Raw genomic sequence first — 26,073 nt, forward strand, 5'->3', positions numbered from 1 at the left:
ATCATTGAATCGTCAGACGGGCGCTTGCGCCACCCGGCGTTTCGCGTCGACGGCGTACCACACGGTCGCGAGCGCAGCGAGTGCCAGCAGCGGGAAGGTCGCCTGGTTGATGGTGGCCCAGCCGTAGCGGGCGAGCAGTTGCCCCGCGAACAGACTCGCGAGCGCCGTCCCGGCAAAGGTGATGAACTCGTTGGCCGCCTGCGCACGCGCACGCTCCGCCGGACGATACGACAGGGTGAGCAAGGTCGTGCCGCCCACGAACATGAAGTTCCAGCCCACCCCAAGGAATGCCAGCGCCGCGTAGAAATACGGCAGGCTCGTCGAGGCCAGCGCCAGCACGCCGCACAGGGCACTCATCGCAATGCCCGCCAGCAACACCGGCACCACGCCCCAGCGCTTGACGAGATGCCCCGCGAAGAACGACGGCGCATACATCCCCACCAGGTGCCACTCGATGATGTGCGCACCGTCGTCGATGCTGTGACCGCACGCCACCGCCGCAATCGGCGTCGCCGTCATCACGAACATCATCACCATGAAGCCGATCAGGTTGTTCGCGAGCGCCGCCAGATAGATCGGCTGACGCATGATCTCGCCGAGCGGTCGGGCCGGTATCGTCGAGATCGTTGATATCGCCGGTAGTGCGGCAGCATGGCCCGCCGTCCCGCCAGCGGCGTGCACCGGCAAATCGCGCAGACAGCCGACGAGCAGCACCAGCGATATCCCGGAGAGGATCGCGACGACGAGATACGATCCCGCGAACGTCACCGGCGCAAACCAGTCCTTGCTGCCCGCCGCGAGCGCCGGCCCGATCACCGCCGCCAGCACGCCGCCCGTGAGCACGAGCGAGATCGCACGCGGCTTGTCTTCGACAGACACAACGTCTGCCGCCGCCAGTCGGTAGTAGCGCGCAAACGCCTGAAACACGCCCACACACGCCGTGCCCGCGCAGAACATGGCGAAATGCCGCTCGTAGATCGCCACGACCGAAACCAGCCCGCCCACCGTGCCGAACAGTGCGCCCAGCGCAAAGCCGAGCCGTTGCCCGATGCGCTGAATCAGTATCGACGCAAAGATCGTCGTGATGGCCGAGGCGACCGTAATCAGCGAAAACGGCAGCGTCGCATAGCCCTTGTCGGACGCCAACACATAGCCGACAAGCCCCGTCAACGTGAGATCGACGGACAGCGCGGCGGTGTACAACGCCTGACACGCGGCCAGCACGGCGGTGTAACGGCGGCCCATACGCCGATCGGGAAGTCTCTGGCGCTCGGCTTGGCCGGATTCGGTCGAGGGCGCGGCGCGCCCGGCAATGGCATCGGTCATGAGTGTGCTGTCGAACAAGTCGGGGAGTCGTCGGGAGTCCTCATCTTGCCGTCGGCCAGTTTGGCACGAATGCCAATCATGCATCAAAAAATGCCACTTCGTCTTTCCAGACGTCCGTCGCCGCTCGGCCGCCGTTGGCAGACGTCGCACCGATAGCCGCACCGCCCGTTCGCGCCAACTCGGTGCGCACCAACTCAGCGCGTGGCCGCACCATCGTGCTTCGCCCGGCGCGTGACACTCGGCCGAACGACGGATGCCGGCACGCCGCGCTCGGCGTGAATGGCCTCGCCCATGGGGCTCGCCGATGCACCGCGCATATGGCCCCGAGCGCCATGCGACCCGTAACGCTCACGCCCCGGCGAATGGGCGTCGACGCCACGCCCTCACAATCTTTCCCATCGCTGGCACGCCCTTTGCGTTAGTCCCCCAGTACCGGATCGACCGGTCTAACCAGGAAAGGGGAAGACGTACCATGAAACGACGCACGCTACTCCAGATGGCGGCCCTCTCGGGCGCCGCTTCGCTTACCGGCATGGCGCCGAATTTGTTCGCGCAAGGCAAGCAACCCATCAAGGTGGGTATCCTGCACTCGCTCTCGGGCACGATGGCCATCTCGGAGACGTCGCTCAAGGATGTCGCGCTCATGACGATCGCCGAAATCAACGCCAAGGGCGGCGTGATGGGACGCCCGCTCGAAGCGGTGGTGGTCGACCCGGCATCGAACTGGCCGCTCTTCGCGGAAAAGGCCCGTCAGTTGCTCACCAAGGACAAGGTCTCGGCCGTGTTCGGCTGCTGGACGTCGGTGTCGCGCAAGTCGGTGTTGCCGGTGTTCGAAGAACTCAACGGCCTGCTCTACTATCCCGTGCAGTACGAAGGCGAGGAGATGTCGAAGAACGTCTTCTACACGGGTGCCGCGCCGAACCAGCAGGCGATTCCCGCCGTGGAATACGTGATGAGCAAGGAAGGCGGCGGCGCCAAGCGCTTCTTCCTGCTGGGCACCGACTACGTCTATCCGCGCACGACCAACAAGATTCTTCGCGCCTTCCTGCATTCGAAGGGCGTGGCCGACAAGGATATTCAGGAGGTCTACACGCCGTTCGGTCATAGCGACTACCAGACCATCGTCGCCAACATCAAACAGTTCGCGCAAGGCGGCAAGACCACGGTCATCTCGACCATCAACGGCGACTCGAACGTTCCGTTCTACAAGGAGTTGGGCAATCAGGGCCTGAAGGCCACCGACGTGCCGGTCGTGGCGTTCTCCGTGGGTGAAGAGGAACTGCGCGGCATCGACACGAAGCCGCTCGTGGGACACCTCGCGGCCTGGAACTACTTCATGTCGGTGAAGAACCCGACCAACGACGCGTTCAAGAAGGAGTGGTTCGCCTACGTCAAAGCGAAGGGCCTGCCGGGCGGCGACAAGCGCGTGACCAACGATCCGATGGAAGCCACGTTCGTCGGCATGCATATGTGGAAGCAGGCCGTGGAGAAGGCCGGCAGCGTCGATGTCGACAAGGTGCGCACCGCCATGATCGGCCAGTCCTTCAAGTCGCCGAACGGCTTCGATATGGTCATGGACGGCAATCACCACCTGCACAAGCCGGTGATGATCGGCGAGATCCGCCAGGACGGTCAGTTCAACGTTGTGTGGAAGACCAAGACGACCGTGCGTGCCCAGCCGTGGAGTCCGTACATCCCGGGCAATGAAGGCAAGCCGGACAAGGTCTGACCTTCCTTTCATTCCTTGCGCCGGCGCCGCTTCGGCGGTCTCCGGCGCATGCAGAGGTTTCGATGATAACGATAAGACGCTGGACCGCTGCCGCCCTTGTCCTGCTCTCACTGGGCGCCGCGCTGAACGTTCCCGCCACGGCCCACGCCGCCGTGACGGACACCGACCTTACCGCGCTGGCCGGCGACGACTTCGACGCCAAGTCGCAAGCCATCGATCATCTTGCGTCGGACGGCTCGCCGCAGGCTGTCGCACTGCTCAAGGCCTTGGCCGACGACTCGGTCGTGACTGCCGGCGATCGTCTCGCCATCCAGGAAGGGGACAAATACGTCGATCCGATCACGGGCGCGCCAGTCAAAGGCGACGACGCCGGATCGCTCACGCTCAACAACGTGCTGCGCGCCAAGGTGGCCACGGCCGCCGCCGCAGGCGCCCTGCTCTCGCCCGATCGCGACGCGCGGGCGCACGCCATCGACACGATGCTGCAAGACCCCTCGCCCGCGTTCAAGGCCATCGTCGCGAAGGCCCGCCAAAAAGAGACCGATCCGGCGCTGCGCAAGCGCCTCGACCAGCTCTGGGCGCAGACGGCGTTACACGACGCCGATCCGAAGAAGCGTCGCGAGGCCATCGATCTGATCGCCGCCGCTGGCGACCCACAGATGCGCGATCTGTTGCTGCCCATCGTCGCGAAGCAGGCCGACGGCACCTACGCCGAACCCGACGCCGGCGTGCGCAGCGCCGCCGACATTGCCCTCACGAAGCTGGCTGCCGCACAGCGCCGCAGCGAGTTCTTCGGCACGGTGTTCGCCGGCTTGTCGCTCGGTAGCGTGCTGCTGCTCGCCGCACTCGGGCTGGCCATCACGTATGGCCTGATCGGCGTCATCAACATGGCGCATGGCGAGTTCCTGATGGTCGGTGCGTATGCCACGTATGTCGTGCAAACGCTCTTCCAACGCTTCCTGCCGGGCGCTTTCGACTTCTACCTCGCTGCCGCCGTGCCCGCCGCCTTCTTCGTGGCGGCCGTGCTCGGGCTCGTGCTGGAACGCACCGTCATCAAGCACCTTTACGGCCGTCCGCTCGAAACCTTGCTCACGACGTTCGGTATCAGCCTGTTGATGATTCAGGGCGTACGCACGCTGTTCGGCGCGCAGAACGTCGAAGTGATCAATCCTTCGTGGATGAGCGGCGGCATCGCGGTACTGCCCAATCTGACGCTGCCATACAACCGCATCGTGATCCTGATATTCGCGCTGGTGGTCGTGGCGCTTACCTGGTCGGTGCTCAACCTCACGCGTCTGGGTCTGTTCATTCGCGCCGTCACGCAGAACCGGTCGATGGCCGCATGCGTCGGTGTGAAGACGGGACGCGTCGACAGCTACGCATTCGCGTTCGGTGCCGGCATCGCAGGGCTGGGTGGGTGCGCGCTCTCGCAGATCGGCAACGTCGGCCCCGACCTCGGACAGAGTTACATCATCGACTCGTTCATGGCCGTCGTGCTGGGCGGCGTGGGGCAACTGGCAGGGACCATCGTCGGCGCGTTCGGCCTGGGTGTCGCCAACAAGCTGCTCGAACCGGTGTGGGGGGCCGTGCTCGCCAAGATCGCCGTGCTGATCCTGATCGTGCTGTTCATCCAGAAACGCCCGCAGGGCATGTTTGCGCTCAAAGGGCGCAGTGCGGAGGCCTGAATGCAGACATCGAACTATTTGCCCGAAGGGGCCGCCCCGTCGATCTCGCTGGACGTGCCGCCGCGTGCCCGGCTTCTGCCGAAGCACGTCGCGCCGCTGCTCCTCGCGTTCGTGCTGACGGTCGCGATTCTCGTGCCCGTATGCGCACTGGTGCTGCCGGACACGCATCCGTTGCACCTGTCGGCTTACGCCATGACGCTCGTCGGCAAAATCATGTGCTACGCCATTGCCGCGCTGGCGCTCGATCTGGTGTGGGGATATTGCGGCATTCTGAGCCTCGGCCACGGGCTGTTCTTCGCGCTCGGCGGATATGCGATGGGCATGTACCTGATGCGCGGCATCGGCCACGATGGCGTGTATCACAGCAACCTGCCGGACTTCATGGTGTTTCTCGACTGGAAGTCGCTGCCCTGGTACTGGACCGGCACCGAGCACTTCGCCTGGGCGATGTTTCTGGTCGTGGCGGTGCCCGGCGCGGTCGCATGGATCTTCGGCTATCTGGCCTTCCGCTCGCGGGTGAAAGGCGTGTACCTGTCGATCATCACGCAGGCCCTCACCTACGCCGCCATGCTGCTCTTCTATCGCAACGAGACAGGCTTCGGCGGCAACAACGGCTTCACCGACTTCAAGCGCATTCTCGGCTACTCGATCACGTCCGCGAGCACGCGCACGGTGCTGTTTCTCGTGACGTTTGTGGTACTCGTCGGGGCCTTTCTGCTGTGCCGCGCGCTGGTCGTCTCGAAGTTCGGCCGTGTGGTCACCGCCATCCGCGACGGCGAATCGCGCGCCATGTTCCTCGGCTACCGGCCGCTCAGCTACAAGCTGTTCGTGTGGACGCTGTCCGCCATGCTGTGCGGCATCGCGGGCGCGCTGTACGTGCCCCAGGTCGGCATCATCAATCCGAGCGAGATGGCGCCGGTGGGGTCCATCGAGATGGCGATCTGGGTTGCGATCGGCGGACGCGGCTCGCTCATCGGCGCCATCGTCGGCGCGTTCCTCGTCAACGGCGCGAAGAGCTACTTCACCGCGTACTTCGCCGAGTACTGGCTGTTCTTTCTCGGCGCGATGTTCGTGCTCGTGCCACTGCTGCTGCCGCAGGGCGTGATCGGGCTCGTCACGCAACGCTCGCGCAAGCGCGCTCGACACGCACCCGCCGCCGCCGAGGGCGATGCGCCTCACCCCGTCACCGGAGACCGCGCATGAACCACTACATGGCCGACATCAGTTGGCAGTTGGCCGACGCGCCCGAAGCCTCCGTTTCCGTCAACGTCAGCGGTGACGCGACGGGTATGTCGCACTTCGTCGTGCCGGGAGAGATCGACACGTCGCATGGCCTCATCCTGTATATCGAAAACATCTCCGTATCGTTCGATGGGTTTCGCGCACTCAACGACCTGTCGCTGTCGATCAAGACCGATGAATTGCGCTGCATCATCGGCCCGAACGGCGCGGGCAAGACGACGATGATGGACGTTGTCACCGGCAAGACTCGCCCCGACGCCGGACGCGCCTTCCTCGGCCAGACACTCGACCTCACACGACTCGACGAGCCCGCCATCGCCCAGGCAGGCGTCGGCCGCAAATTCCAGAAGCCGACGGTATTCGAGCACCACAGCGTATGGGAGAACCTCGAACTCGCGTGCGCGGGCGACAAGCGCTGGTTCCATGCGCTGTGGGCCGTCCTCACACCGGCCATGCGGCGTCGCGTCGAAGAAGTGCTCGCGCTCACGCATCTGGAGCACCAGGCGCACGTGCGGGCAGGACAGTTGTCGCACGGTCAGAAGCAGCGGCTGGAGATCGGCATGTTGCTCATGCAGCAACCGCAGCTCCTGCTGCTCGACGAACCCGCGGCCGGCATGACCGATGAAGAGACGGCACAGCTCGCCGAGTTGCTCAATCGTCTGCGCGGACACTGCTCGATGATGGTGGTCGAGCACGACATGGCGTTCGTCGCCGCGCTCGCGGGGGACACCGGGCTCGTCACGGTGATGGCCGAAGGCCGGGTGCTCGCCGAAGGCACACTCGATGCCGTGCAGCGCGACGAACGCGTGATCGAATCGTATCTGGGACGCTGACCATGCTGAAAATTCACGCACTCAATCAGTATTACAGCGGCAGTCACATCCTGCGCAACGTGGAATTCACCGTGCCCGATGCGCAGCTCACCGTGCTGCTCGGGCGCAACGGCGTTGGCAAGACCACGCTGCTCAAATGCCTCATGGGCGTGGTGTCCGTGAAGTCGGGCAGCATCGCATGGCGGGGCAAGACGCTAACCTCCGCGCCCCCCTACGCCCGCGTGGCGAACGGACTGGCGTATGTGCCGCAAGGGCGCGAAATATTCCCGCGTCTCACCGTCGAAGAGAATCTGCTGATCGGCGCGGCGAGCCGTCCCGCACGCGAGGCCAAGCACGGCGTGCCGGACCACATCTACGAACTGTTCCCGGTGTTGCGCGACATGAAGCAGCGGCGCGGCGGCGATTTGTCCGGCGGGCAGCAGCAGCAACTCGCCATCGGTCGCGCCCTCATGAGCGAGCCGCAACTCCTGATTCTCGACGAGCCGACCGAAGGCATACAACCGTCGATCATCAAGGACATCGGGGCAACGCTGCGGCGTCTGGTCGATGAGCGCGGCATGACGGTGTTGCTCGTCGAACAGTATTACGATTTCGCGCTCGAACTGGCAGATCACTATCGCGTGATGAGTCGCGGCGCAATCGTGGCGAGCGGACTCGGCAAGGACATGGAGGCCGACGGCGTGCGGCATATGGTGGCGGTTTGAAGCGCTTGCGGCAGGTATCGATGTCGCGCTTGCCCGGCGCATGCTAGATTCGCGCCATCCATTGCCGAACCCTCTTCATGAATTCCCTGAACGCTCCCCCCACCGGCTGGCATGCTGCGCTGACGCTGGGCTTCGCGCGACACGACACGCGCACCGTCCTCGCCACGCGACGCCACCACGGCCCGCTCGTCGTCCAGAAGTCGCTTCACCCGGAAGGTCCGGGCATTTGCCACGCGATCGTCGTGCATCCGCCCGGCGGGATTGCGGGCGGCGACGCGCTGGCCATCGACATCGATGTCGGCAACGAAGCACACGCCTTACTGACCACGCCCGGTGCGACCAAGTGGTACAAATCGCAGGGCCGGTTCGGAGCGCAGGACATCACCCTCACCGTGCATGACGGCGCGAAGCTCGACTGGCTGCCGCTCGAGAACATCGTGTTCGACCACGCCGACGTGCGCCAGCGCATCACGGTGCGGCTGGGCGAGGGCGCAACCGTGATCGGCTGGGACGCCACGCTGCTCGGCCGTCAGGCTGCCGGTGAACAATGGACCCAAGGCGATTGGCGTTCGAACTTCGAACTGCGCGATGCGAACGACCGCCTGCTATGGGCGGAACAGGCCATGCTCGGCGCGCAGGACGCACAACGCTCCGACGGCACCGGCGGCGCCGGCCTTGCCGGCTTTCCCGTCTTCGCAACGCTCTGGGCCGTGGGCCGCGCCTGCACCCGCGAGCTGGCCGAGTCGCTCGCGGAAGGTCTGCCGTTCAACGATGCCCTGCGCGCGGGGATCACCTGCCTGCCGGACAACGTGCTCGTGCTGCGCGTGCTCGGCCGTGAAGTAGAGGCGGTACGGCAATTGCTGATCTCGCATTGGCTCACGCTGCGTCCGATCGTGCATGGCGTGCCGGGCGAACTGCCGCGTATCTGGGCAACCTGAATCGTCACATCGGGCATGCGCTGTGGCCGCCCCGGACGCCAATTCCGGATTCGGACACTCGAATTCAGCTTCTGCACGCCCGAGTAGTGGGCACCGTCCCAAAGCCGCCACAGAAGCCGCCCCTCCTTATGATCGCGCGCCAGAGTCCAGCGAATGACTGTCGGCCGGGAAAGCCGGCGCTCGCCAGCCCGCTGCTCACCTTCACTGGACTCTCCGCATGTTTCCGACCCATCATTTCCGGCCGTACGACCGCCCACCGGCCAGCGCCACCGAGGCCACCCAACGCACCTCGCTCTTCCCCTCGCACGCCAGTCCGCCCCATGGTCTGGCGCAAGACCTTCGGGCCGTGCAGCAAGCCTCGCGATACGCCGGTGCGCTCGGCGACGATATTCCCGAGGCGGCGGGGGACAATCTGGTCGACTGGGGATCGCCGCCCGACTTCGGACCGGTGCCACAGATCGTTGCGCCGAGCGCCTTTCGGCTCGACGACGCGCTGCGCCGGACCGTGCCGTCGATCATCACTTTCATCTGGATCGGCGGCAACCGGATCAGCGGTCGGAACTATAACAACCTGCTCCACGCGGCCCAGTTGAATCCGGGCGCAACCGTCAACGTGTACGTCGACAGCGACGACCGGCATCTCGGGCTGGAAACGCTCGCCATGAAAAGCGGCCTCGGTGCCGGCACCCGGTTGCGCCAATGCGCGAACGTCAGGATCGTCCAAGCGAGAGATAGCGAATTTGGCCACGCGGTTTCCGACACCCACCGCGATGCATATGCGCTTTACGAGCGTTGCATGAAAACGGGACGGTATGCCATGGCTTGCGACGTGTTGCGCTGCATGGCGGTCCTGCGTGACGGCGGCGTCTATGTCGATGCCGACGATGAGATGTCGACGCCGATCGACTTCCATCGGCTTGGCGCGGCCCCTGACGAAATTCTCCACGATGCGCCATGCACGATCGACCATCGTCAGGGCGTGCCGCAGAGCTTCTTTCCGAGCAGTCCCTTCGCAGCGAACCCGGGCTGCGCCATGCTGCACGAGATGCTCGACCGCATGGGATTCAACTACCGGGAATACTTGCGCCTGGAACAAGGCCCCTACAAGCCCGCGTTCTGCTTCGAGGACACGATCCCTTACTACGAAATCCATCGCATGTGCGGTCCCGGCGTCTTCACCGAGGTGCTGTGCGCAAACGATCCCAGATCGTCGGAGTTGCTGACCCTGCAAACACGTAGCGCCGGAGATGTCGTGATGGTGCAGGACGGGATACTCGACCACGTACCGTTCGCCGATGCCACGCGCCCCGTCTGCGCAATGGAGATGGGGGCCGATCATAGCTGGGACGCCAGCGCAGCCGTCTCCCCCTTCGCGCACCTCGCGCAGGAAGAGCCGGAGGACACGGCCTTGCCCGACGCGCGCGGACTTCGCCAAAGCCGCGACGGCCGGTGCTTCATTCGCGCCGAGGGACGAACCTATCGCGTGGCGCCAGACGGCGGCCCCGAGCGTTGGACCGTCATCGATAGCGCAGGTCGACACGGTGCCGCGTATGCCACGCGAGCCGAAGTGGGCACCTGGGCCCTGACGACGGGCCTCGACGACGTCTGACATTCCCTGGGTGTGCCATCCGGTCTGCGCTCCACGCATGACCGGATGGCAGATGCACTCGAATGGTGCCACTCCCTCCCCGAGCCGCAAAATCGCACCAACCTGAGGCGCGACGCGTGCCGCCAAACGACCTTTCACGGTCGGTCCGCGCCCTTCTCTTACGCTGCACATCGGACAGCACGCCCGCCGCCGCCGCTTGCATCCCCCCGGGCACGATTCCTGCTAAGTCACTGTATCGACCGGTCAGACCAGATGCGCCGGCCGCCGGAACACTCCTGTTGCCGGAACGCTTCTCCCCCGATACCCGAGGTTGCCGCCATGCTGTCGTTCATCCGTACTGCCGTCTCTCATGAAACCGTTGCCGCCACACTCAGCGCGCGCGCCCGTGCCCGTCGAGTGTTCACCACGCTGATGCTTGGCGTGAGCACCGTTGCCGCCTTCGCTGTGGCGATGCCGCGTGCCGCGCACGCCGACGGTCTCGACGACGTTCTCAAGCGCGGCACCTTGCGCGTGGCCGTGCCGCAGGACTTCCCGCCGTTCGGCTCGATCGGTGCGGACATGAAGCCGGTGGGCTACGACATCGATACCGCCGCCCTGCTCGCCAAGGGACTGGGCGTGAAGCTCGAACTGGTGCCCGTTACGAGCGCCAACCGCATTCCCTATCTCACGACCAACAAGGCCGACCTCGTGATCTCCAGCCTCGGCAAGAGCGCAGAGCGTGAGAAGGTCATCGATTTCTCGGAAGCGTATGCGCCGTTCTACAACGGCGTGTTCGGTCCGAAGGACCTCGCAGTGTCCAAGCCGGCCGACCTGTCGGGCAAGACCGTCGGCGTGACGCGCGGGGCCGTCGAGGATCTCGAACTCTCGAAGATCGCTCCGGCCGACGCCACGATCAAGCGCTTCGAAGACAACAACGGCACGATCTCGGCGTTCCTCTCCGGGCAAGTGCAACTCGTCGCCACGGGCAACGTCGTTGCGGCCGCGATCGTCGCCAAGCACCCGCCCAAGCTGCCGGAGCCGAAGTTCCTCATCAAGAACTCGCCCTGCTTCGTCGGCCTGAACAAGAACGAGCCGCGACTGCTCGCCAAGGTCAACGACATCCTCACGGCGGCGAAGAAGGACGGCTCGCTCAACAAGATCTCGCAGACCTGGCTCGGCATGCCGCTGCCGGCCACCCTCTGATCGCAGCCCGCCAAACCCCGCGAACCACTCTCGGCTTCACATGCATTACGTTCTCGATTTTGCCGACCTGCGGCAATACCTGATGCTCTTCGTGCGCGGCGCCGCGATGACGATTGCGCTCACGGCCGTGTCCACGGTCGTCGGCGTGGTCATCGGCGCGCTGTGCGCCGTCGCCCGCGAGGAGGGCTCGGGTTGGCTCAAAGCCTTCGCGGGCCTGTACGTCGAGCTGATCCGTAACACGCCGTTCATCGTGCAGCTCTTCTTCATCTTCTTCGGGCTGCCGAGTCTCGGCATTCATATCGACGAGATGACTGCCGCCGTCCTTGCCATGAGCCTGAACCTCGGCGCGTACGCCACCGAGATCATTCGTGCGGGTATGCGCGCCGTGCCGCGCGGGCTATCCGAAGCCGGGCTGTCGCTCGCCATGACACGCGGCCAGATCCTGCGCCACGTCATCCTGCCGCAAGCGTTCGCCAAAGTGTTTCCCGCGCTCGCCAGCCAGATCGTGATCGTGATGCTGGGATCGGCCGTCGTCTCGCAAATCTCAGTCCCCGATCTGTCGTACGCGGCCAATTTCGTGCAGTCGCGCACGTTCCGCGCGTTCGAGAGCTATCTGGTCGTGACCGCCGTGTACCTCGTGCTCGCGATTGCGCTGCGCCGCGTGTTGATACGCTGCGCACGCCGCCTCTTTCGCGGCACCGTCAAAGGCGGTGCGCGATGATCGAGTTCTCGACGTGGGACATGTTTCGCGGCCTGATGCTCGCGGCCCGCTGGACGCTGGCGCTCTCGGCCATCGCCTTCGTCTGCGGCGGACTGGTTGCGCTGGCATTGCTCGTGGTACGCGTGGGGCGCGTGCAATGGGCCGCGCGTCTCGTGTCGCTCTACATTGAAGTGTTTCAGGGCACGCCGCTGCTCATGCAGTTGTTCCTGGTGTTCTTCGGCTTGCCGTTGCTCGGCCTGGAAGTCTCGCCATGGGTCGCGGCCGCCGTGTGCCTCACGCTCTACACGAGCGCCTACCTGACGGAGATCTGGCGCGGCTGCGTCGATGCCGTGCCCCACGGTCAATGGGAAGCCTCGTCGAGCCTCGCCATGCGTTACGGCGAGCAACTGCGCCACGTGATCCTTCCGCAGGCGCTTCGCATTGCCATCGCCCCCACGGTCGGCTTCTCGGTACAGGTGGTCAAGAGCACCGCGCTCGCCTCGATCATCGGCTTCGACGAACTCACGAAGACCGGCACCATGCTGACCAACGCGACGTTCCAGCCGTTCACCGTGTATGGCCTCGTCGCACTGATCTATTTCGCTGCCTGCTATCCGCTGTCGCTGTGGGCACGTCATCTCGAAAGGAAACTCCATGTCGCTCATTGAAGTCAGGGGCATGCAAAAGCGCTTCGGCGAAAACCCGGTGCTCCGAGGCATCGACATGAGCGTCGAGCGCGGCCAGGTCGTGTCGATCATCGGCAAGAGCGGGTCGGGCAAGAGCACGTTGCTGCGCACGCTCAATGGGCTCGAGCGGTTCGACGCGGGTAGCGTCGCCGTCGACGGGGTACACGTTGGCGCACGCGACACCGATTTGCGCGCCCTGCGTCTGAAGGTCGGCATGGTGTTCCAGCAGTACAACCTGTTTCCGCATCTCTCGGCCGGTGAGAACGTGATGCTCGCGCAGAAGGTCGTGAAGAAGACGCCCGCGGCCCATGCCCGTGAAGTCGCGCGCACCATGCTCGCCAAGGTTGGCCTCGCCGACAAGTTCGACAGCTACCCGTCGCAGCTCTCGGGCGGTCAGCAGCAGCGCGTGGCGATTGCACGCTCGCTCGCCATGAATCCGTCGGTGATGCTGTGCGACGAAATCACCTCGGCGCTCGATCCCGAGTTGGTCGGCGAAGTGCTCAAGGTGCTCGAAGACCTCGCCGCCGAAGGCATGACGCTGATTCTCGTCACGCACGAAATGCGCTTCGCCCGCCACGTCTCGGATCGCGTGGTGTTCATGCATCAAGGCAGGATCTGGGAGTCCGGTGCGCCGGAACAACTGTTCACGCAACCGACGACGCCGGAATTGCAGCGGTTCATCTGCCAATGACAATGCCCTGCGGCCGACGCCGCGCGCCCCTCGATTCGCACGGTTTTGGTGCGCCCTGCGCGCGCGGCAAAACGCAGTGGCGCGGATGCAGGGCTGCGCCTATGATGTGCGGCAGCGGCGTCCTCCCTACGAACCTTTCGCATTGAAGTTCCCCTGTCACGATGAAGCTCACCCCGCGCGAAAAAGACAAGTTGCTGATCTTCACCGCCGCCCTGCTCGCCGAACGCCGGCGTGCGCGCGGCCTGAAACTGAACTATCCGGAGGCGGTGGCGTTCATCAGCGCCGCCCTCATGGAAGGCGCGCGCGACGGGCGCACCGTTGCCGACCTGATGCACTACGGCACCACGTTGCTCACGCGCGACGACGTGATGGAAGGCGTGCCGGAGATGATCCCGGATATTCAGGTCGAAGCCACGTTTCCCGACGGCACCAAGCTCGTCACCGTGCATCACCCGATTCCCTGAAGCACGCGCGCGCGAGTGAATGCCGAGTATCCAAGCGTCGCATTCACCCCGCCGCTTGTCGGCGGGCTTCCGACGTATCGGCACGTACCGCACCTATCGCACGTATCGCGACGTATCGCGACCGATCCCAACGTATTCGCTTCTTCAGCGCCGACAACAACCTCCTAAGGACGTCTCATGTCAGTGACCCGCCTCCCTGTTGTCCGTGATGCCCACGAGGCTCACGATGCTCACGCTACCCGCGACGCGCGCGTCGCTGCTGCGGCGATTGCCGCCCCTGCCCCCGGCCCTGCGCGCCGTCGTCTCGCACGCCTGGCTAGCGGCCTCGCCCTGCTGGCCACCTCGGGGGTGGCGCTCGCGCACCCGGGGCATCCGGGCCACGACGCCGCCAGCAGCTTCCTCGCCGGCTTCGTGCATCCGCTCACCGGGGCGGACCACCTCTGCGCCATGATCGTGGTCGGCCTGTGGAGTGCGCTCACGTCCAAACGCGTCTGGCTCGCCCCGATCGCCTTCGTCGCCATGCTCGCTGCGGGGGGCCTGCTGGGCATGTCGCACTGGGTTGCCCTGCCGGGCGTCGAGCCCATGATTGCCGTCTCGCTGCTGGTGCTCGGACTCATGCTGGCGACGCGCGCAAAGCTGCCGGGCTGGGCGGGCGCCGCCGTCGTGGGAGCCTTCGCGATCTTCCACGGCTTCGCCCACGGCGCGGAATTGCCGGCCGAGGCCAGCGCCATGCATTACCTGGCCGGCTTCCTGCTCGCGACCGGCCTGCTGCACGGCATCGGCATCGGGGCGGGCGTGGCACTGCGACATCGCACGGCATGGGTGCCGCGATTGCTGGGGGCCGGCGTGCTGGCCTTCGGCGCGTCGCTGCTGGCGGCGGCGATCTGAACAGGTCAGGCACTACGCATTCGTGAATCCCGCTCGGAGACCCACATGATTCCCGGAGAATTGATAACCGCCGCAGGCGAGATCACGCTCAACGAAGGTCGCCCGACCCTCAGCGTGAGCGTCGCCAACACCGGCGACCGCCCGATCCAGATCGGCTCGCATTTCCACTTCTATGAAGTCAACGACGCCCTGCAATTCGACCGTGAGGCGACGCGCGGCTTTCGTCTGAACATCGCCGCCGGCACGGCCGTGCGCTTCGAGCCGGGACAACACCGGACAGTCGAGTTGGTGGCGTTGGCGGGAGACCGCCGCGTCTTCGGGTTCGCCGGTCGCGTCATGGGGGCGCTATGAAAATTTCACGCCGCGCCTACGCGGAAATGTTCGGCCCCACGACAGGCGATCGTCTGCGGCTGGCCGACACCGACCTCATCATCGAGATCGAGCGTGACTTCACCATTTACGGCGAAGAGGTGAAATTCGGCGGCGGCAAGGTGATTCGCGATGGCATGGGCCAGTCGCAGCGCACCCGCGCCGATGTCGTGGATACCGTCATCACGAACGCCGTCATCGTCGATCACTGGGGCATCGTCAAAGCCGACATCGGACTCAAGGACGGCCGGATCTGGGGCATCGGCAAGGCCGGCAATCCCGACATCCAGCCCGGCGTGACCATTCCGCTGGGCGGCGCGACGGAAGTCATCGCCGGTGAAGGCATGATCGTCACGGCCGGCGGCATCGACTCGCACATCCACTTCATCTGCCCGCAGCAGATCGAGGAGGCGCTATCGTCCGGCGTGACCACGCTGCTGGGCGGCGGCACCGGGCCGGCCACGGGCACCAACGCCACCACCTGCACGCCCGGCGCGTGGCACCTGGAGCGCATGCTGCAAGCCGCCGACGGCTGGCCGATCAACCTCGGCTTTCTCGGCAAGGGCAACGTCAGCCAGCCCGAACCGCTGATCGAGCAAATCGAAGCGGGCGCCATCGGATTGAAGCTGCACGAGGACTGGGGCTCCACGCCCGCCGCCATCGACGCCTGCCTGTCGGTGGCCGACGCCACCGATACACAGGTCGCCATCCACACCGATACGCTCAACGAAGGCGGTTTCGTCGAAGCCACCGTCGCCGCCATCAACGGCCGCACGATCCACACGTACCACACGGAAGGCGCCGGGGGCGGTCATGCACCGGACATTCTGAAAGTGTGCGGCGAGCCGAACGTGTTGCCGTCGTCCACCAACCCGACCCGGCCGTACACCATCAACACGCTCGACGAACATCTCGATATGTTGATGGTCTGCCATCATCTCGATCCGGCCATTGCGGAAGACATTGCGTTTGCCGAATCGCGCATTCGGCGCGAGACCATTGCCGCCGAGGATATCCTGCACGACCTGGGCGCGCTGTCGATGATCTCGTCGGACTCGCAGGCCATGGGCCGCGTTGGCGAAGTCGTCATGCGGACCTGGCAGACCGCGCACAAGATGAAGGTGCAGCGCGGCGCACTCGGCACCGACACGTCGCAGGCCGACAATTTCCGCGTCAAGCGTTACGTTGCCAAGTACACGATCAACCCGGCGATCACGCACGGCATGGCCCATGAAATCGGCTCGATCGAAGTGGGCAAATGGGCCGATCTGGTCCTGTGGGAGCCGGCATTCTTCGGCGTGAAGCCGTCGCTGATTCTCAAGGGCGGCATGATTACCTCGGCGCTCATGGGTGACCCGAATGCGTCCATTCCAACGCCTCAGCCGGTGCATTACCGCGAGATGTTCGGTGCCCGCGCCGGAGCGCTCGCGCGCACGTGCCTCACGTTTGTGTCGCAAGCCGCGTACGATGGCGATGTGGGCAGCCGCTACGGGCTGACCAAGCGCATCGTGCCGGTGCGCGGTATCCGGCAGGTGACCAAGGCCAACATGATCAACAACGACTGGCTGCCCCATATCAGCGTCGATCCCGAGACATATCAGGTCATCGCCGACGGCCAACTGCTGACATGCGAGCCGGCGACCGTGCTGCCGATGGCGCAACGCTACTTCCTTTTCTGAACCATGTCGCCAACCCCCGATTCGCCCCGCCCGGCCGACGCCGCCGAGTCGTCGACAACGCTGCGCCGCGTCGAGAAACGCCTCGACGCCGGACGCATTGCCGCGCCGCTCGCGCGTCGAGCCCCGGCGCTCGTGTTGCCGTTCGATGCCCGCAGCAAGAGCCGCCTGCGCGCCACGCTGGAGACGGGCGAAGACATCGCCCTGTTCCTGCCGCGCGGCACCGTGCTGCGCGGCGGCGACGTGCTCGTGGCCGACGATGGCGGCCTCATCCGCGTGGACGCCGCCCCGGAGACGGTGTTGCTCGTCACGGCCGCGACAGCGCTTGCGCTGACCCGCGCGGCATATCACCTCGGCAACCGGCATACCCCCGTCGAAGTGGGCGACGGCTATCTCAAGCTCGAGTACGACCCGGTGCTACGCGACATGTTGCTGCGGCTCGACGTTGACGTCGCCGAAGCCCTGATGCCCTTCGAGCCCGAAGCGGGTGCCTATGGTGGCGGACACAAACACGGTCACGACGCGACGTTCGCCGAAGACTTGGCGCTGGCGCAGCAAGTGTTCCATGAACATCACGGACACCCGCACGACCACGACCACGATCATGGTCATGGTCATGGTCATGGTCACGACCATGGTCACTCGCATTCTCATGCGCACGATCACGCCCATGTGCACGGCCCCGATTGCGGACACGCGCCCGTGTCCATGTCGAGCGGCACCGCCGTCGGCAGCGAGCCTCTCTCTGTGAGTCCCACCGATGACGGCAAGTCTGGCTAGCCCGCTCACTGAACCGGTGGCCACTGCGTCGCTTCAGTCGCTCGCGGCGCTGCTTCATCTGGCCTCGCCGGCGCTGCCCATTGGAGCGTTCAGTTACTCGCAAGGCCTCGAAGCCGCAGTTGAGCACGGCATCGTTCATGACGCCCCGAGCGCGCAATGCTGGATTGCCAGTCAGCTCGACGGTGTTTTCTCAACCGGGGAGATGGCCCTGCTCGCCAGACAGTGGCGTCACTGGCAAGCCGGCGACGTCGCCGCGCTCAGCCGTGTGAACGACTGGCTGCTTGCCACCCGCGAAGCCGCCGAGCTGCGGGCCGAAACGGAGCAGATGGGTTGGTCGCTCACGCAACTCGCGCTCTCGCTCGAATGGGGCGCGCCGGCACAACGCGCACACCTGGCGTCCATGCGTCCGATCGCCCTGCCGACGGCCTTCGCCTTCGCTGCATTGACGCACGGTGCCCCGCTGACCGACACGCTCGTCGCGTATGCGTTCAGTTGGCTCGAGAACCAGGTAGCGGGGGCGCTGAAGGCGGTGCCGCTCGGGCAATTGGCCGCGCAACGCGTGATCGTGGCCTTGCGCCCGTGCGTCGTGGAGGCCGCGCACCGCGCAGCGGCGTTGCCCGACGACCGGATCAATACGTTTTCCCCGGCGCTCGCCATTCTCGCCTCGCGACACGAGACTCAGTACTCACGCCTGTTCCGCTCGTGAGACGCATCGCGCCCCCTATCGCTATCCCCTATCGCTATCCCCTATCGCTATCCCCTATCGCTTTCCCACCGCCACCCACGACATTCGCCATGACGACATCTGCCAATACCCGTCGTACCAAGAAGAATCCGCCGCTGCGTGTCGGCATCGGAGGCCCGGTCGGCTCCGGCAAAACCACCCTGACCGAGATGCTCTGCAAGGCCATGCGCGAGCGCTACGATCTCGTGGTCATCACCAACGACATCTACACGAAGGAAGACCAGCGGCTTCTGACGGTAGCCGGGGCGCTCGAGCCTGAGCGCATTCTCGGCGTCGAGACCGGCGGCTGCCCGCACACGGCCATCCGCGAAGACGCATCGATCAACCTCGAAGCCGTCGAGCGCATGCTGGCGCGCTTTCCCGACGCCGACGTGGTTTTCATCGAATCGGGCGGTGACAATCTCGCCGCCACGTTCAGCCCCGAACTCTCGGATCTCACGATCTACGTGATCGATGTTGCCGGGGGTGAGAAGATTCCCCGCAAAGGCGGCCCGGGCATTACCAAGTCGGACCTGCTCGTCATCAACAAGACCGATCTCGCCCCCTATGTCGGCGCGTCGCTCGACGTCATGCGCTCCGATACGCAGAAGATGCGCGGCATGCGGCCATTCGTGATGGGGAACATGAAGGAAGGCAAGGGCCTTCAGGAGATCATCGGCTTTATCGAGGCGCGGGGCATGTTGGCCTGAGGCCGTGCGAGCCGCCCCCGCGACGACGGCACGTTCACGTTGCCGTCTCGCGCCCTTGCAAAGGGTCCCGGCAAGGTGTCGCGCTCGGCTTTGCGAACGCCGCACAGCAGGTCTGCCTGCGGCGACGCGCGCGAAGCCGCCCTCCCCCTAGCGCTGCGCCACCGAGAACCCGTGCTCGCGCAGCAATTGCAGCACCCCGTGCGGGCCGCCGAGATGGAGCGTGCCGACGGCCACGAAGACCGGCTGGCCCGGCTCGGCCAGAAAGAGCATGCGCGCCAGAAAGCGCCGATTGCGCGAGTACAGAATGCGCTCGTCGATGGCCTCGGCCAGCGCCACATTGCGCCGCACCTGCGCCGCCTTGCCCTGCGACCAGTCGAACACCAGCTCGGCGTCTCCCGCACGCCACAGACGGTGCAATTCCTCCACCTGCGCCGTCGCCTTTTTGGGTGTGAGCACCAACTCCTGCGCCAGCAATTCGTTCTGCTGGGCCGAACTCAGGCCGGTGAACGCGTCCATCTGCTCCGCGAGCGATTCGAGACCCACAATGCGGCCGCGATAGATGTTCTCCAGCTGGTTCTCCGTGCCGTACTCGGTTTGCAGGTCGGCCCCCATCGAGTCCAGCGTCTCGACGAGCAGCGCCGCCAGCCACGGGCGCATGTGACGAATCTCGGCGAGCATCGCCGGATTGCCCTTGAGCCGCGCGCGCAGCTTACGCCACAGTGGCGCGGGAATCAGCCTCGGCAGGCAGGCGCGTGAGCACATTCCGTACTTCTGGACGTCGTCCTGAGACATCGTCAGATCGTCGGGCGACAGCTCGAACGCCACCACCTTCGATTCCCGCAAGGCATCGACCACGACACTTCGGAACGGGTAGTCGTCGGGCTTGCCAACGTGCAGGGTGCCCATGACGTAGAGGGTCATGTCACCCTTGCGGGCTTCATAGAATGGGAGGTTGGCGCCCGGCGGCGATTCGCCGGGCTCGGGCACGACCAGCGGTAGCGGGCGCGGCGCCATCGCCGGCGGCGTGGGGAGCGATGCCGCCTCCAGCGTGACGGCGAGCGTCATCAGCAGGCAACCGAGCAGCCAGCCGGTCAATGCAACGCCCCGACGAACGTGCGTCGCGCGAGGTGGTCCACCCAATCTCGTCATCCCTCAATGTCTTCAACCCGATGGCACGCCACCAGACGTTCCTCGAGCCTGCGCAATGGCGGCACTTCCTCGCGGCACCGGTCGATCGCGTACGGACAGCGCGGCGCAAACGTACACCCCGGCGGCGGCCGCAACGGCGAAGGCAGCTCGCCGGTCAGCGCAATCTTGACGCGCCGCTCGGCGGCCTTGATCGCCGGCGTCGCCGACATCAACGCCTTGGTGTACGGATGCAGCGGCTTGCCGAACACGGCGGCCTTGGGACCGTGTTCGACCGCGCGGCCGAGGTACATCACCATGACGTCGTCGGCCACATGCTCGACCACCGCGAGATTATGCGACACGAATACGTAACTCGTCGCGTATCGGTCCTGCAAATCCATGAAAAGATTCAGGATCTGTGCCTGAATTGAGACATCCAGGGCCGACACCGGCTCGTCCGCCACCACAATGGCGGGCGACAGGATCATCGCCCGGGCAATCGCCACCCGCTGCCGCTGTCCGCCCGAGAACATGTGCGGGTAACGGGCCACGTGCTCCGGGCGCAAGCCAACGGTGCGCATCATCGCGGCAATCCGCTCCCCCCGCTGCGCGCGGCTCTCCGACGTATTGATGGCCAGCGGCTCATCGAGTGTCTGCCCCACCGTCTTGCGCGGATTGAGCGACGCATACGGATTCTGGAACACCATCTGGATTCGCGTGCGCAGCGGGGCCAGCTCCCTCGCCGACGCGGCCGTGGTGTCGGTCGCGTCGACGACGAGTCTGCCGGACGTTGGCGCTTCGATCAACGTCAGCACCCGGGCCAGCGTCGATTTGCCGCACCCCGACTCGCCGACCACGGCCAGGGTACGGCCAGCCGCCAGTTCGAACGACACGCCATTGAGCGCCTTGACGGTTGCCGGCGCGCGCATGAAGCCGCGGTTCACAGTGTAGAAGCGCGTCAGATCCTGCGCGGCCAGCACCATACGGCCTGGGGCGCGCTCGGCACGGTCCTGCGCAGGCGCCTGCGGCGCTCCTGGAGGCGTCGCGAAAACGGTTTCACTCATTGCGCTCCTCCTGTCGTGTGTTCGCCCGCCACCGCATGCGGTAACGGCTTGAAACATCGCACCTTCGGCGATCCCGCCGCGCCCGGCCCAACGTAAGGCTCCAGCACCGGCTGCACGGCGCGGCAATGGTCGTCGGCATACGGGCAACGCGGCGAGAGCAGGCAGCCCGCCGGACGGTCGTCGCGCCCGGGCACCACGCCCGGTAGCGTGCGCAGCCGCCGCACCCCTCGGTTGTGCTCGGGAATCGCCGAGAGCAACGCTTCCGTGTAGGGGTGATGCGGCGCGTCGAACAGCGCCGGTACCTGCTGGTTTTCAATCACCTGCCCCGCATACATGACGGACACCCGGTGTGCAACCTCCGCCACCACCGCCAGATCGTGCGAAATCAGCACGAGCGCCATGCCGTGATCCTTCTGCAATTGCAGCAGCAAGGCCATGATCTGCGCCTGGATGGTGACGTCGAGCGCGGTCGTCGGCTCATCGGCAATCAGCAGTTTCGGACGGCAGGCAATCGCCATGGCAATCATCACGCGCTGGTTCATCCCGCCGGAGAGTTGATGCGGATAAGCGCCGGCCCGGCTGGCGGCATCGGGAATCTCGACCTGCATCAATAGCTCGACGACACGATCGCGCAACGCTCGCCCCCGCAACCCCATATGGCGGCGCAGCACTTCGCCGATCTGATAGCCGACGGTGTAGCTCGGGTTCAGGCTCGTGAGCGCGTCCTGGAAGATCATCGACACGTCGCGGCCGACGATGCTGCGGCGCTCGCGCGCCGACGCCCGCAGCAGATCGCGTCCGTCGAAGCGCACTTCGTCGGCATGCACGCGCCCCGGCGCGTCGACCAGCCCCATGAGGGCGAGCATCGTCACGCTCTTGCCCGAGCCGGATTCACCGACCACGCCAAGAATCTCGCCCTGGCCGACGTCGAGGTCGATGCCGTCGACAGCGCGCGCGCCCTCGAAGTCGACCGAGAGATTTCGAATGGAGAGAAGACTCATGCGATTCGCTTCAGTTTGGGGTCGAGTGCATCACGCAGGCCGTCGCCGACCAGATTGATGGCGAGCACCGAGATCACGATCGCAAGCCCCGGCAGCGTCACAATCCACCAGGCACTTTCCATATAGTCGCGCGCCGACGCGAGCATCGAACCCCACTCCGCGAGCGGCGGTTGCACACCCAGCCCGAGAAAGCCGAGCGCTGCCGCGTCGAGAATGGCCACCGAGAAACTCAGCGTGGCCTGCACGATGAGCGGTGCCGCGCAGTTCGGCAATACCGTCGAGAACATCAGCCGCAAGGTGCCCGCGCCCGCCATGCGGGACGCAACGACGTATTCCCGTTGCAATTCCCCGATGGCCGCCGCGCGTGTCAATCGCACATACGCGGGCAACGTGACGATCGCAATCGCGATGGTCGTGTTGGCAAGGCCCGGGCCGATCACGGCCACCACGGCCACCGCCAGCAACAGCGAAGGCAGCGCCATCATCATGTCCATCAGTCGCATGATCGGCGCATCGAGCCAGCGCGGGAAGAAGGCCGCCAGCAGTCCGAGCAGAATGCCCGGAATCAGCGAGAGCACGACCGACGACAGACCGATCCAGAACGACAGCCGCGCGCCGTAGATCAGACGCGAAAGAATGTCGCGCCCGGCCTCGTCGGTGCCCAGCAGGAACTGGGCGTTGCCGCCGTCGAACCACGCGGGCGGGAGCTTCACGAAGTCGCGATATTGCTCGATAGGACTGTGCGGCGCGACCAGTGGCGCAAGCACCGCGGCGGCGAACATCAGCAACAACACGATGGCCGCAGCCGTTGCGCCACGGTTCGCCGTGAAGCTGCGCAGGAACTCCCGGAACAGATGCGCACGCGGCGTGGCCGTCACGGCGGCGGGAGGCGGCAGCGTAGCAGGGGTATCACTCATGGTTGACCTCCTTCAGTGCCGAATGCGCGGGTTGACGACACCATAGAGCACGTCGACCAGCAGGTTGACCAGAATCACGCCCGTCGCGATCAGCAGAATGCCTCCCTGCACCACCGGATAGTCGCGTCGCAGAATGGCATCGATCAGCCATTTGCCGATACCCGGCCAGGAAAACACGTTCTCGGTGAGCACCGCGCCGGCGAGCAGCACGCCGACTTGCAGACCGATCACGGTAATGACCGGAATCAGCGCATTGCGCAGCGCATGCACGACGATCACGCGCCACGGCGAAAGGCCTTTCGCGCGTGCCGTGCGGATGTAGTCCTCGCGCAGCACTTCGAGCATGGCCGAGCGCGTCATGCGCGCAATCACCGCGAGCGGCACCGTGCCGAGCACGATGGTCGGCAGAATCAAATGCGTCACTGCCGAGCGGAAGGCCCCTTCGTCTCCCGAGAGCAGCGTGTCGATGAGCATGAAGCCGGTCACGCTCGGCACGTCGTATTCCACGCCGATGCGCCCGGACACCGGCGTCCATTGCAGATAGACGGAGAACAGCATGATCAGCAGCAGCCCCCACCAGAAGATCGGCATGGAGTAGCCCGTGAGCGCAGCGCCCATCGTGGTGTGGTCGAGCATCTTGCCTCGCCGCAACGACGCCGCCACGCCCGCAGGCAAACCGACGGCGAGTGCGAAGATCATGGCGCAAAGGGCCAGTTCCAGCGTGGCGGGAAAGCGAGCGAAGAATTCGTGAAGCACACCTTCATTGGTGACGATCGAGCGCCCAAGGTCGCCCTGCGCCGCGTGTTTCAAATAGACGAAATACTGCGTGGTGAGCGGCTGATCGAGTCCCAACCGCTTCATCGCTTCGGCGTGCATGACCGGATCGAGATTGCGCTCGCCCACGAGCACCTCGATCGGATCGCCGGGGATAAGGTGAATGAGCGCGAACGCCAGGACGGTGATGCCGATGAAAGTCGGGATCACCATGCCCAGTCGTCGCAGGACGAATCTCAGCATAGGAAGAAGGTTCCGTGGGGGCTGCGCATCGCACCGCCCCCGGCGCAGGGGCGGGCGGCGCTGTGCCGCGTTAATCACGCGTAGACGATCTTTTGTCCTGTCGCGGCCATCGGCCATCGGCCATCGGGCTCGGGCGCGGCGGCCGAGCCCGATGGCTGGGCATGCATGACGACCGGTGGTCGGCACCGGCCGGAACCGGTCGTCACTATGCCCTGCCGGGCGGCCTACTCCAGCGACACGCCTGCGAAGCTGTTGCGGCCGAACGGGCTGAGCTTGAAGCCTTTCACGTTCGTGGCCATCGGCTTGTATTGCGTGGAGTGCGCAATCGGCGAGAACGGCAGTTGTTGCGCGAAGATCTCCTGGGCCTGCGTATAGAGCTTCGTGCGCAAGGCAACGTCGGTGGTCTGACGCGCCTGCTTCACGAGGTCGTCGAACGGCTTGTAGCACCACTTCGAGAAGTTGTTGCCGTTGACCGAGTCGCAGCCGAGCAGCACGCCGAGCCAGTTGTCGGGATCGCCGTTGTCGCCGGTCCACCCGATGAGCAACGCGTCGTGCTCGCCCGCTTTCGCGCGCTTGATGTACTCACCCCATTCGTACGTGACGATATTGGCCTTCACGCCGATCTTCGCCCAGTCGGCCTGAATCATCTCGGCCATGAGCTTGCCGTTCGGGTTGTACGGACGCTGCACCGGCATCGCCCACAGCGTGATCTCCATGTGCTTCACGCCCGCCTTGTCGAGCAGTGCGCGGGCTTTCTCCGGGTCGTAGCCGGCCGACTTGATGTTCTTGTCGTACGACCATTGTGTCGGCGGCATCGGCGCGCCGTTCGACAATTGTCCGGCCGAGCCGTAGACGGACTGGAGAATCGCCTTCTTGTTGATGGCCATGTCGAGGGCCTGACGCACTTCCACCCGATCGAGCGGCTTCTTCTGCACGTTGTAGGCAACGTAACCCAGGTTGAAGCCCACCTGATCCGGCATCTTGAGCTTCGACGCCTTGCCCTGCGCCGCGATATCGGCCTTGAGCGCATCGACGTCGGCCGGGCGCGGATAGGTCGCGACCTGGCACTCGTTGCGCTTGAGCTTCTGCATGCGCACATTGGCGTCGGTCGTGATCGCGAAGATCAGCTTGCTCACCTTCGGCGGCAGACTCGTGTTCCAGTATTGCTTGTTGCCGTCGAAGCGCAGCGTGGCGTCCTTCGTGTAGCTGCGGAAAATGAACGGACCGGTACCGACCGGCTTGAGCGCGATATCGCGGGGATTGTTCGCCGCGAGCAACTTGTCTGCGTACTCCTTCGAGAGGATCGACGCAAACGACATCGCCAGGTTCTGGAGGAACGGCGCGTCGACCTTTTTCAGAACGAAGCGCACCGTGTACGGATCGATGACCTCGATGCGGTCGATGTCCGCCTGCAGGCCCATGTCGACGAAATACGGGAACTCCGTCGGATACGCCTTGCGAAACGGCATGTCGCGATCGCCCATGCGGTCGAAGGTGAACTTCACATCCTCGGCGTTGAAGTCACGCGTGGGCGTGAAGTAATCGGTGGTGTGAAACTTGACGCCCTTGCGCAGATGGAAGGTGTAGACCTTGTTGTCCGGCGAGATGTCCCACGACTCGGCGAGCGACGGCATCACCCCGGTCTCGCCCGGCTTGAAGGCGATCAGGCGGTTGTAGATGGCGTCGGCGGGATCGAAGTCGGTGCCGGTGGTGAGTTGTCCCGGATCGAAACCGGCCGGGCTGCCCTCGGAGCAGTACACGAGGGTCTTGTTCGGGATTTCGACGGCTGCGGCGGGCCGGATCACGGCCGCACCGGCAAGCAAGGTCGCAGCCAAAAGCAAACGCAGGGTGTGAGTCTGTTTCATAGGCTCCTCGGGATCGGGTGTGACGCCCGACGGCAGACGATCCACCGCCGAGCCTACGAGGGATATTACTTAAGCTTCCCTCGCCTCACAACACGCCAAATCCCTAGCAATCGGCCTATTCGTGGTGTTTTTGCTTAGGAAATCA

At 65.1% G+C, this 26,073-nt stretch carries 25 protein-coding genes; 18 read left to right on the forward strand and 7 right to left on the reverse strand.

The genetic code is table 11. The features are described from left to right. Positions 1-12 precede the first annotated feature (12 nt). Complete coding sequence (locus ACE3UG_RS04125) at positions 13-1,326, reverse strand: MFS transporter (protein WP_374620046.1); 1,314 nt, start codon at positions 1,324-1,326, stop codon at positions 13-15. 472 nt (positions 1,327-1,798) lie between these two features. Between ACE3UG_RS04125 and urtA the strand changes: the two genes are divergently transcribed. The 18 genes from urtA (at position 1,799) to ureG (ending at position 18,936) form a co-directional block, all read left to right on the forward strand. Next, on the forward strand, positions 1,799-3,055 hold the full coding sequence (gene urtA / locus ACE3UG_RS04130) for an urea ABC transporter substrate-binding protein (protein WP_374620049.1): 1,257 nt from the start codon (positions 1,799-1,801) through the stop codon (positions 3,053-3,055). Positions 3,056-3,117: 62 nt separating this feature from the next. After that, entirely contained in the window at positions 3,118-4,740 is a 1,623-nt protein-coding gene (gene urtB / locus ACE3UG_RS04135) for an urea ABC transporter permease subunit UrtB (RefSeq protein ID WP_374620052.1), read from the forward strand. Then, positions 4,741-5,943 (forward strand): urea ABC transporter permease subunit UrtC, encoded by a 1,203-nt coding sequence (gene urtC, locus ACE3UG_RS04140; RefSeq protein WP_374620054.1) that lies wholly within the window; start codon positions 4,741-4,743, stop codon positions 5,941-5,943. 8 nt (positions 5,944-5,951) lie between these two features. Next, the gene (urtD, locus tag ACE3UG_RS04145; protein ID WP_374620444.1) at positions 5,952-6,815 is read left to right on the forward strand and encodes an urea ABC transporter ATP-binding protein UrtD; all 864 of its coding nucleotides are present in this window, start codon (positions 5,952-5,954) and stop codon (positions 6,813-6,815) included. A 2-nt stretch (positions 6,816-6,817) separates the two neighbouring features. After that, entirely contained in the window at positions 6,818-7,519 is a 702-nt protein-coding gene (gene urtE / locus ACE3UG_RS04150; RefSeq protein WP_374620057.1) for an urea ABC transporter ATP-binding subunit UrtE, read from the forward strand. Positions 7,520-7,596: 77 nt separating this feature from the next. Beyond that, positions 7,597-8,457, forward strand: coding sequence for an urease accessory protein UreD (locus ACE3UG_RS04155; RefSeq protein WP_374620060.1), 861 nt, complete (start codon positions 7,597-7,599; stop codon positions 8,455-8,457). A gap of 217 nt (positions 8,458-8,674) precedes the next feature. Beyond that, positions 8,675-10,066, forward strand: a complete 1,392-nt coding sequence (locus ACE3UG_RS04160; RefSeq protein ID WP_374620063.1) for a hypothetical protein — start codon at positions 8,675-8,677, stop codon at positions 10,064-10,066. Between the two features lie 411 nt (positions 10,067-10,477). Further along, a complete protein-coding gene (locus tag ACE3UG_RS04165) occupies positions 10,478-11,248 on the forward strand; it encodes a transporter substrate-binding domain-containing protein (RefSeq protein WP_374620446.1) in 771 nt (256 codons plus the stop codon). Between the two features lie 40 nt (positions 11,249-11,288). Continuing rightward, complete coding sequence (locus ACE3UG_RS04170) at positions 11,289-11,969, forward strand: amino acid ABC transporter permease (protein WP_374620067.1); 681 nt, start codon at positions 11,289-11,291, stop codon at positions 11,967-11,969. Continuing rightward, on the forward strand, positions 11,966-12,616 hold the full coding sequence (locus ACE3UG_RS04175) for an amino acid ABC transporter permease (protein ID WP_374620069.1): 651 nt from the start codon (positions 11,966-11,968) through the stop codon (positions 12,614-12,616). Before ACE3UG_RS04170 ends, ACE3UG_RS04175 begins: the two co-directional genes overlap by 4 nt. Beyond that, entirely contained in the window at positions 12,603-13,325 is a 723-nt protein-coding gene (locus tag ACE3UG_RS04180; RefSeq protein WP_374620071.1) for an amino acid ABC transporter ATP-binding protein, read from the forward strand. Before ACE3UG_RS04175 ends, ACE3UG_RS04180 begins: the two co-directional genes overlap by 14 nt. A 161-nt stretch (positions 13,326-13,486) precedes the next feature. Further along, a complete protein-coding gene (locus ACE3UG_RS04185) occupies positions 13,487-13,789 on the forward strand; it encodes an urease subunit gamma (protein WP_039394912.1) in 303 nt (100 codons plus the stop codon). A 312-nt stretch (positions 13,790-14,101) separates the two neighbouring features. Further along, positions 14,102-14,677, forward strand: coding sequence for a HupE/UreJ family protein (locus tag ACE3UG_RS04190; protein ID WP_374620448.1), 576 nt, complete (start codon positions 14,102-14,104; stop codon positions 14,675-14,677). Positions 14,678-14,722: 45 nt separating this feature from the next. Beyond that, positions 14,723-15,028 carry an urease subunit beta gene (locus ACE3UG_RS04195; RefSeq protein ID WP_374620075.1) on the forward strand — a complete coding sequence of 102 codons (306 nt, stop codon included), beginning with the start codon at positions 14,723-14,725 and terminating at the stop codon, positions 15,026-15,028. Continuing rightward, positions 15,025-16,725, forward strand: a complete 1,701-nt coding sequence (gene ureC, locus ACE3UG_RS04200) for an urease subunit alpha (RefSeq protein WP_374620078.1) — start codon at positions 15,025-15,027, stop codon at positions 16,723-16,725. Before ACE3UG_RS04195 ends, ureC begins: the two co-directional genes overlap by 4 nt. A 60-nt stretch (positions 16,726-16,785) precedes the next feature. Next, on the forward strand, positions 16,786-17,502 hold the full coding sequence (gene ureE / locus ACE3UG_RS04205) for an urease accessory protein UreE (RefSeq protein ID WP_374620451.1): 717 nt from the start codon (positions 16,786-16,788) through the stop codon (positions 17,500-17,502). Continuing rightward, complete coding sequence (locus ACE3UG_RS04210) at positions 17,483-18,208, forward strand: urease accessory protein UreF (RefSeq protein ID WP_374620081.1); 726 nt, start codon at positions 17,483-17,485, stop codon at positions 18,206-18,208. Before ureE ends, ACE3UG_RS04210 begins: the two co-directional genes overlap by 20 nt. Before the next feature lie 89 nt (positions 18,209-18,297). Beyond that, positions 18,298-18,936, forward strand: coding sequence for an urease accessory protein UreG (gene ureG, locus ACE3UG_RS04215; protein WP_374620084.1), 639 nt, complete (start codon positions 18,298-18,300; stop codon positions 18,934-18,936). A gap of 147 nt (positions 18,937-19,083) precedes the next feature. Here ureG and ACE3UG_RS04220 read toward each other — a convergent pair whose 3' ends face one another. From ACE3UG_RS04220 to ACE3UG_RS04245, 6 genes are all read right to left on the reverse strand, one after another. After that, the gene (locus ACE3UG_RS04220; protein WP_374620087.1) at positions 19,084-20,085 is read right to left on the reverse strand and encodes a TraB/GumN family protein; all 1,002 of its coding nucleotides are present in this window, start codon (positions 20,083-20,085) and stop codon (positions 19,084-19,086) included. Next, a complete protein-coding gene (locus ACE3UG_RS04225; RefSeq protein WP_374620089.1) occupies positions 20,082-21,128 on the reverse strand; it encodes a dipeptide ABC transporter ATP-binding protein in 1,047 nt (348 codons plus the stop codon). Before ACE3UG_RS04225 ends, ACE3UG_RS04220 begins: the two co-directional genes overlap by 4 nt. Further along, positions 21,125-22,129, reverse strand: a complete 1,005-nt coding sequence (locus tag ACE3UG_RS04230; RefSeq protein ID WP_374620092.1) for an ABC transporter ATP-binding protein — start codon at positions 22,127-22,129, stop codon at positions 21,125-21,127. Before ACE3UG_RS04230 ends, ACE3UG_RS04225 begins: the two co-directional genes overlap by 4 nt. After that, on the reverse strand, positions 22,126-23,046 hold the full coding sequence (locus ACE3UG_RS04235; RefSeq protein WP_374620095.1) for an ABC transporter permease subunit: 921 nt from the start codon (positions 23,044-23,046) through the stop codon (positions 22,126-22,128). Before ACE3UG_RS04235 ends, ACE3UG_RS04230 begins: the two co-directional genes overlap by 4 nt. A 12-nt stretch (positions 23,047-23,058) precedes the next feature. Further along, a complete protein-coding gene (locus ACE3UG_RS04240) occupies positions 23,059-24,063 on the reverse strand; it encodes an ABC transporter permease subunit (RefSeq protein ID WP_374620098.1) in 1,005 nt (334 codons plus the stop codon). A 224-nt stretch (positions 24,064-24,287) separates the two neighbouring features. After that, positions 24,288-25,928 carry an ABC transporter substrate-binding protein gene (locus ACE3UG_RS04245; protein ID WP_374620101.1) on the reverse strand — a complete coding sequence of 547 codons (1,641 nt, stop codon included), beginning with the start codon at positions 25,926-25,928 and terminating at the stop codon, positions 24,288-24,290. Between the last annotated feature and the right edge of the window lie 145 nt (positions 25,929-26,073).

The organism is Pandoraea sp. (genome assembly GCF_041919235.1).
Lineage (GTDB): Bacteria > Pseudomonadota > Gammaproteobacteria > Burkholderiales > Burkholderiaceae > Pandoraea.

Excerpts from the sequence above, each read along its gene's own strand:
- ACE3UG_RS04125 (WP_374620046.1), bottom strand. The coding sequence starts at position 1,326 with ATGACCGATGCCATTGCCGGGCGCGCCGCGCCCTCGACCGAATCCGGC.
- urtA (WP_374620049.1), top strand. The coding sequence starts at position 1,799 with ATGAAACGACGCACGCTACTCCAGATGGCGGCCCTCTCGGGCGCCGCT.
- urtB (WP_374620052.1), top strand. The coding sequence starts at position 3,118 with ATGATAACGATAAGACGCTGGACCGCTGCCGCCCTTGTCCTGCTCTCA.
- urtC (WP_374620054.1), top strand. The coding sequence starts at position 4,741 with ATGCAGACATCGAACTATTTGCCCGAAGGGGCCGCCCCGTCGATCTCG.
- urtD (WP_374620444.1), top strand. The coding sequence starts at position 5,952 with ATGGCCGACATCAGTTGGCAGTTGGCCGACGCGCCCGAAGCCTCCGTT.
- urtE (WP_374620057.1), top strand. The coding sequence starts at position 6,818 with ATGCTGAAAATTCACGCACTCAATCAGTATTACAGCGGCAGTCACATC.
- ACE3UG_RS04155 (WP_374620060.1), top strand. The coding sequence starts at position 7,597 with ATGAATTCCCTGAACGCTCCCCCCACCGGCTGGCATGCTGCGCTGACG.
- ACE3UG_RS04160 (WP_374620063.1), top strand. The coding sequence starts at position 8,675 with ATGTTTCCGACCCATCATTTCCGGCCGTACGACCGCCCACCGGCCAGC.
- ACE3UG_RS04165 (WP_374620446.1), top strand. The coding sequence starts at position 10,478 with ATGCTTGGCGTGAGCACCGTTGCCGCCTTCGCTGTGGCGATGCCGCGT.
- ACE3UG_RS04170 (WP_374620067.1), top strand. The coding sequence starts at position 11,289 with ATGCATTACGTTCTCGATTTTGCCGACCTGCGGCAATACCTGATGCTC.
- ACE3UG_RS04175 (WP_374620069.1), top strand. The coding sequence starts at position 11,966 with ATGATCGAGTTCTCGACGTGGGACATGTTTCGCGGCCTGATGCTCGCG.
- ACE3UG_RS04180 (WP_374620071.1), top strand. The coding sequence starts at position 12,603 with ATGTCGCTCATTGAAGTCAGGGGCATGCAAAAGCGCTTCGGCGAAAAC.
- ACE3UG_RS04185 (WP_039394912.1), top strand. The coding sequence starts at position 13,487 with ATGAAGCTCACCCCGCGCGAAAAAGACAAGTTGCTGATCTTCACCGCC.
- ACE3UG_RS04195 (WP_374620075.1), top strand. The coding sequence starts at position 14,723 with ATGATTCCCGGAGAATTGATAACCGCCGCAGGCGAGATCACGCTCAAC.
- ureC (WP_374620078.1), top strand. The coding sequence starts at position 15,025 with ATGAAAATTTCACGCCGCGCCTACGCGGAAATGTTCGGCCCCACGACA.
- ACE3UG_RS04210 (WP_374620081.1), top strand. The coding sequence starts at position 17,483 with ATGACGGCAAGTCTGGCTAGCCCGCTCACTGAACCGGTGGCCACTGCG.
- ureG (WP_374620084.1), top strand. The coding sequence starts at position 18,298 with ATGACGACATCTGCCAATACCCGTCGTACCAAGAAGAATCCGCCGCTG.
- ACE3UG_RS04220 (WP_374620087.1), bottom strand. The coding sequence starts at position 20,085 with ATGACGAGATTGGGTGGACCACCTCGCGCGACGCACGTTCGTCGGGGC.
- ACE3UG_RS04225 (WP_374620089.1), bottom strand. The coding sequence starts at position 21,128 with ATGAGTGAAACCGTTTTCGCGACGCCTCCAGGAGCGCCGCAGGCGCCT.
- ACE3UG_RS04230 (WP_374620092.1), bottom strand. The coding sequence starts at position 22,129 with ATGAGTCTTCTCTCCATTCGAAATCTCTCGGTCGACTTCGAGGGCGCG.
- ACE3UG_RS04235 (WP_374620095.1), bottom strand. The coding sequence starts at position 23,046 with ATGAGTGATACCCCTGCTACGCTGCCGCCTCCCGCCGCCGTGACGGCC.
- ACE3UG_RS04240 (WP_374620098.1), bottom strand. The coding sequence starts at position 24,063 with ATGCTGAGATTCGTCCTGCGACGACTGGGCATGGTGATCCCGACTTTC.
- ACE3UG_RS04245 (WP_374620101.1), bottom strand. The coding sequence starts at position 25,928 with ATGAAACAGACTCACACCCTGCGTTTGCTTTTGGCTGCGACCTTGCTT.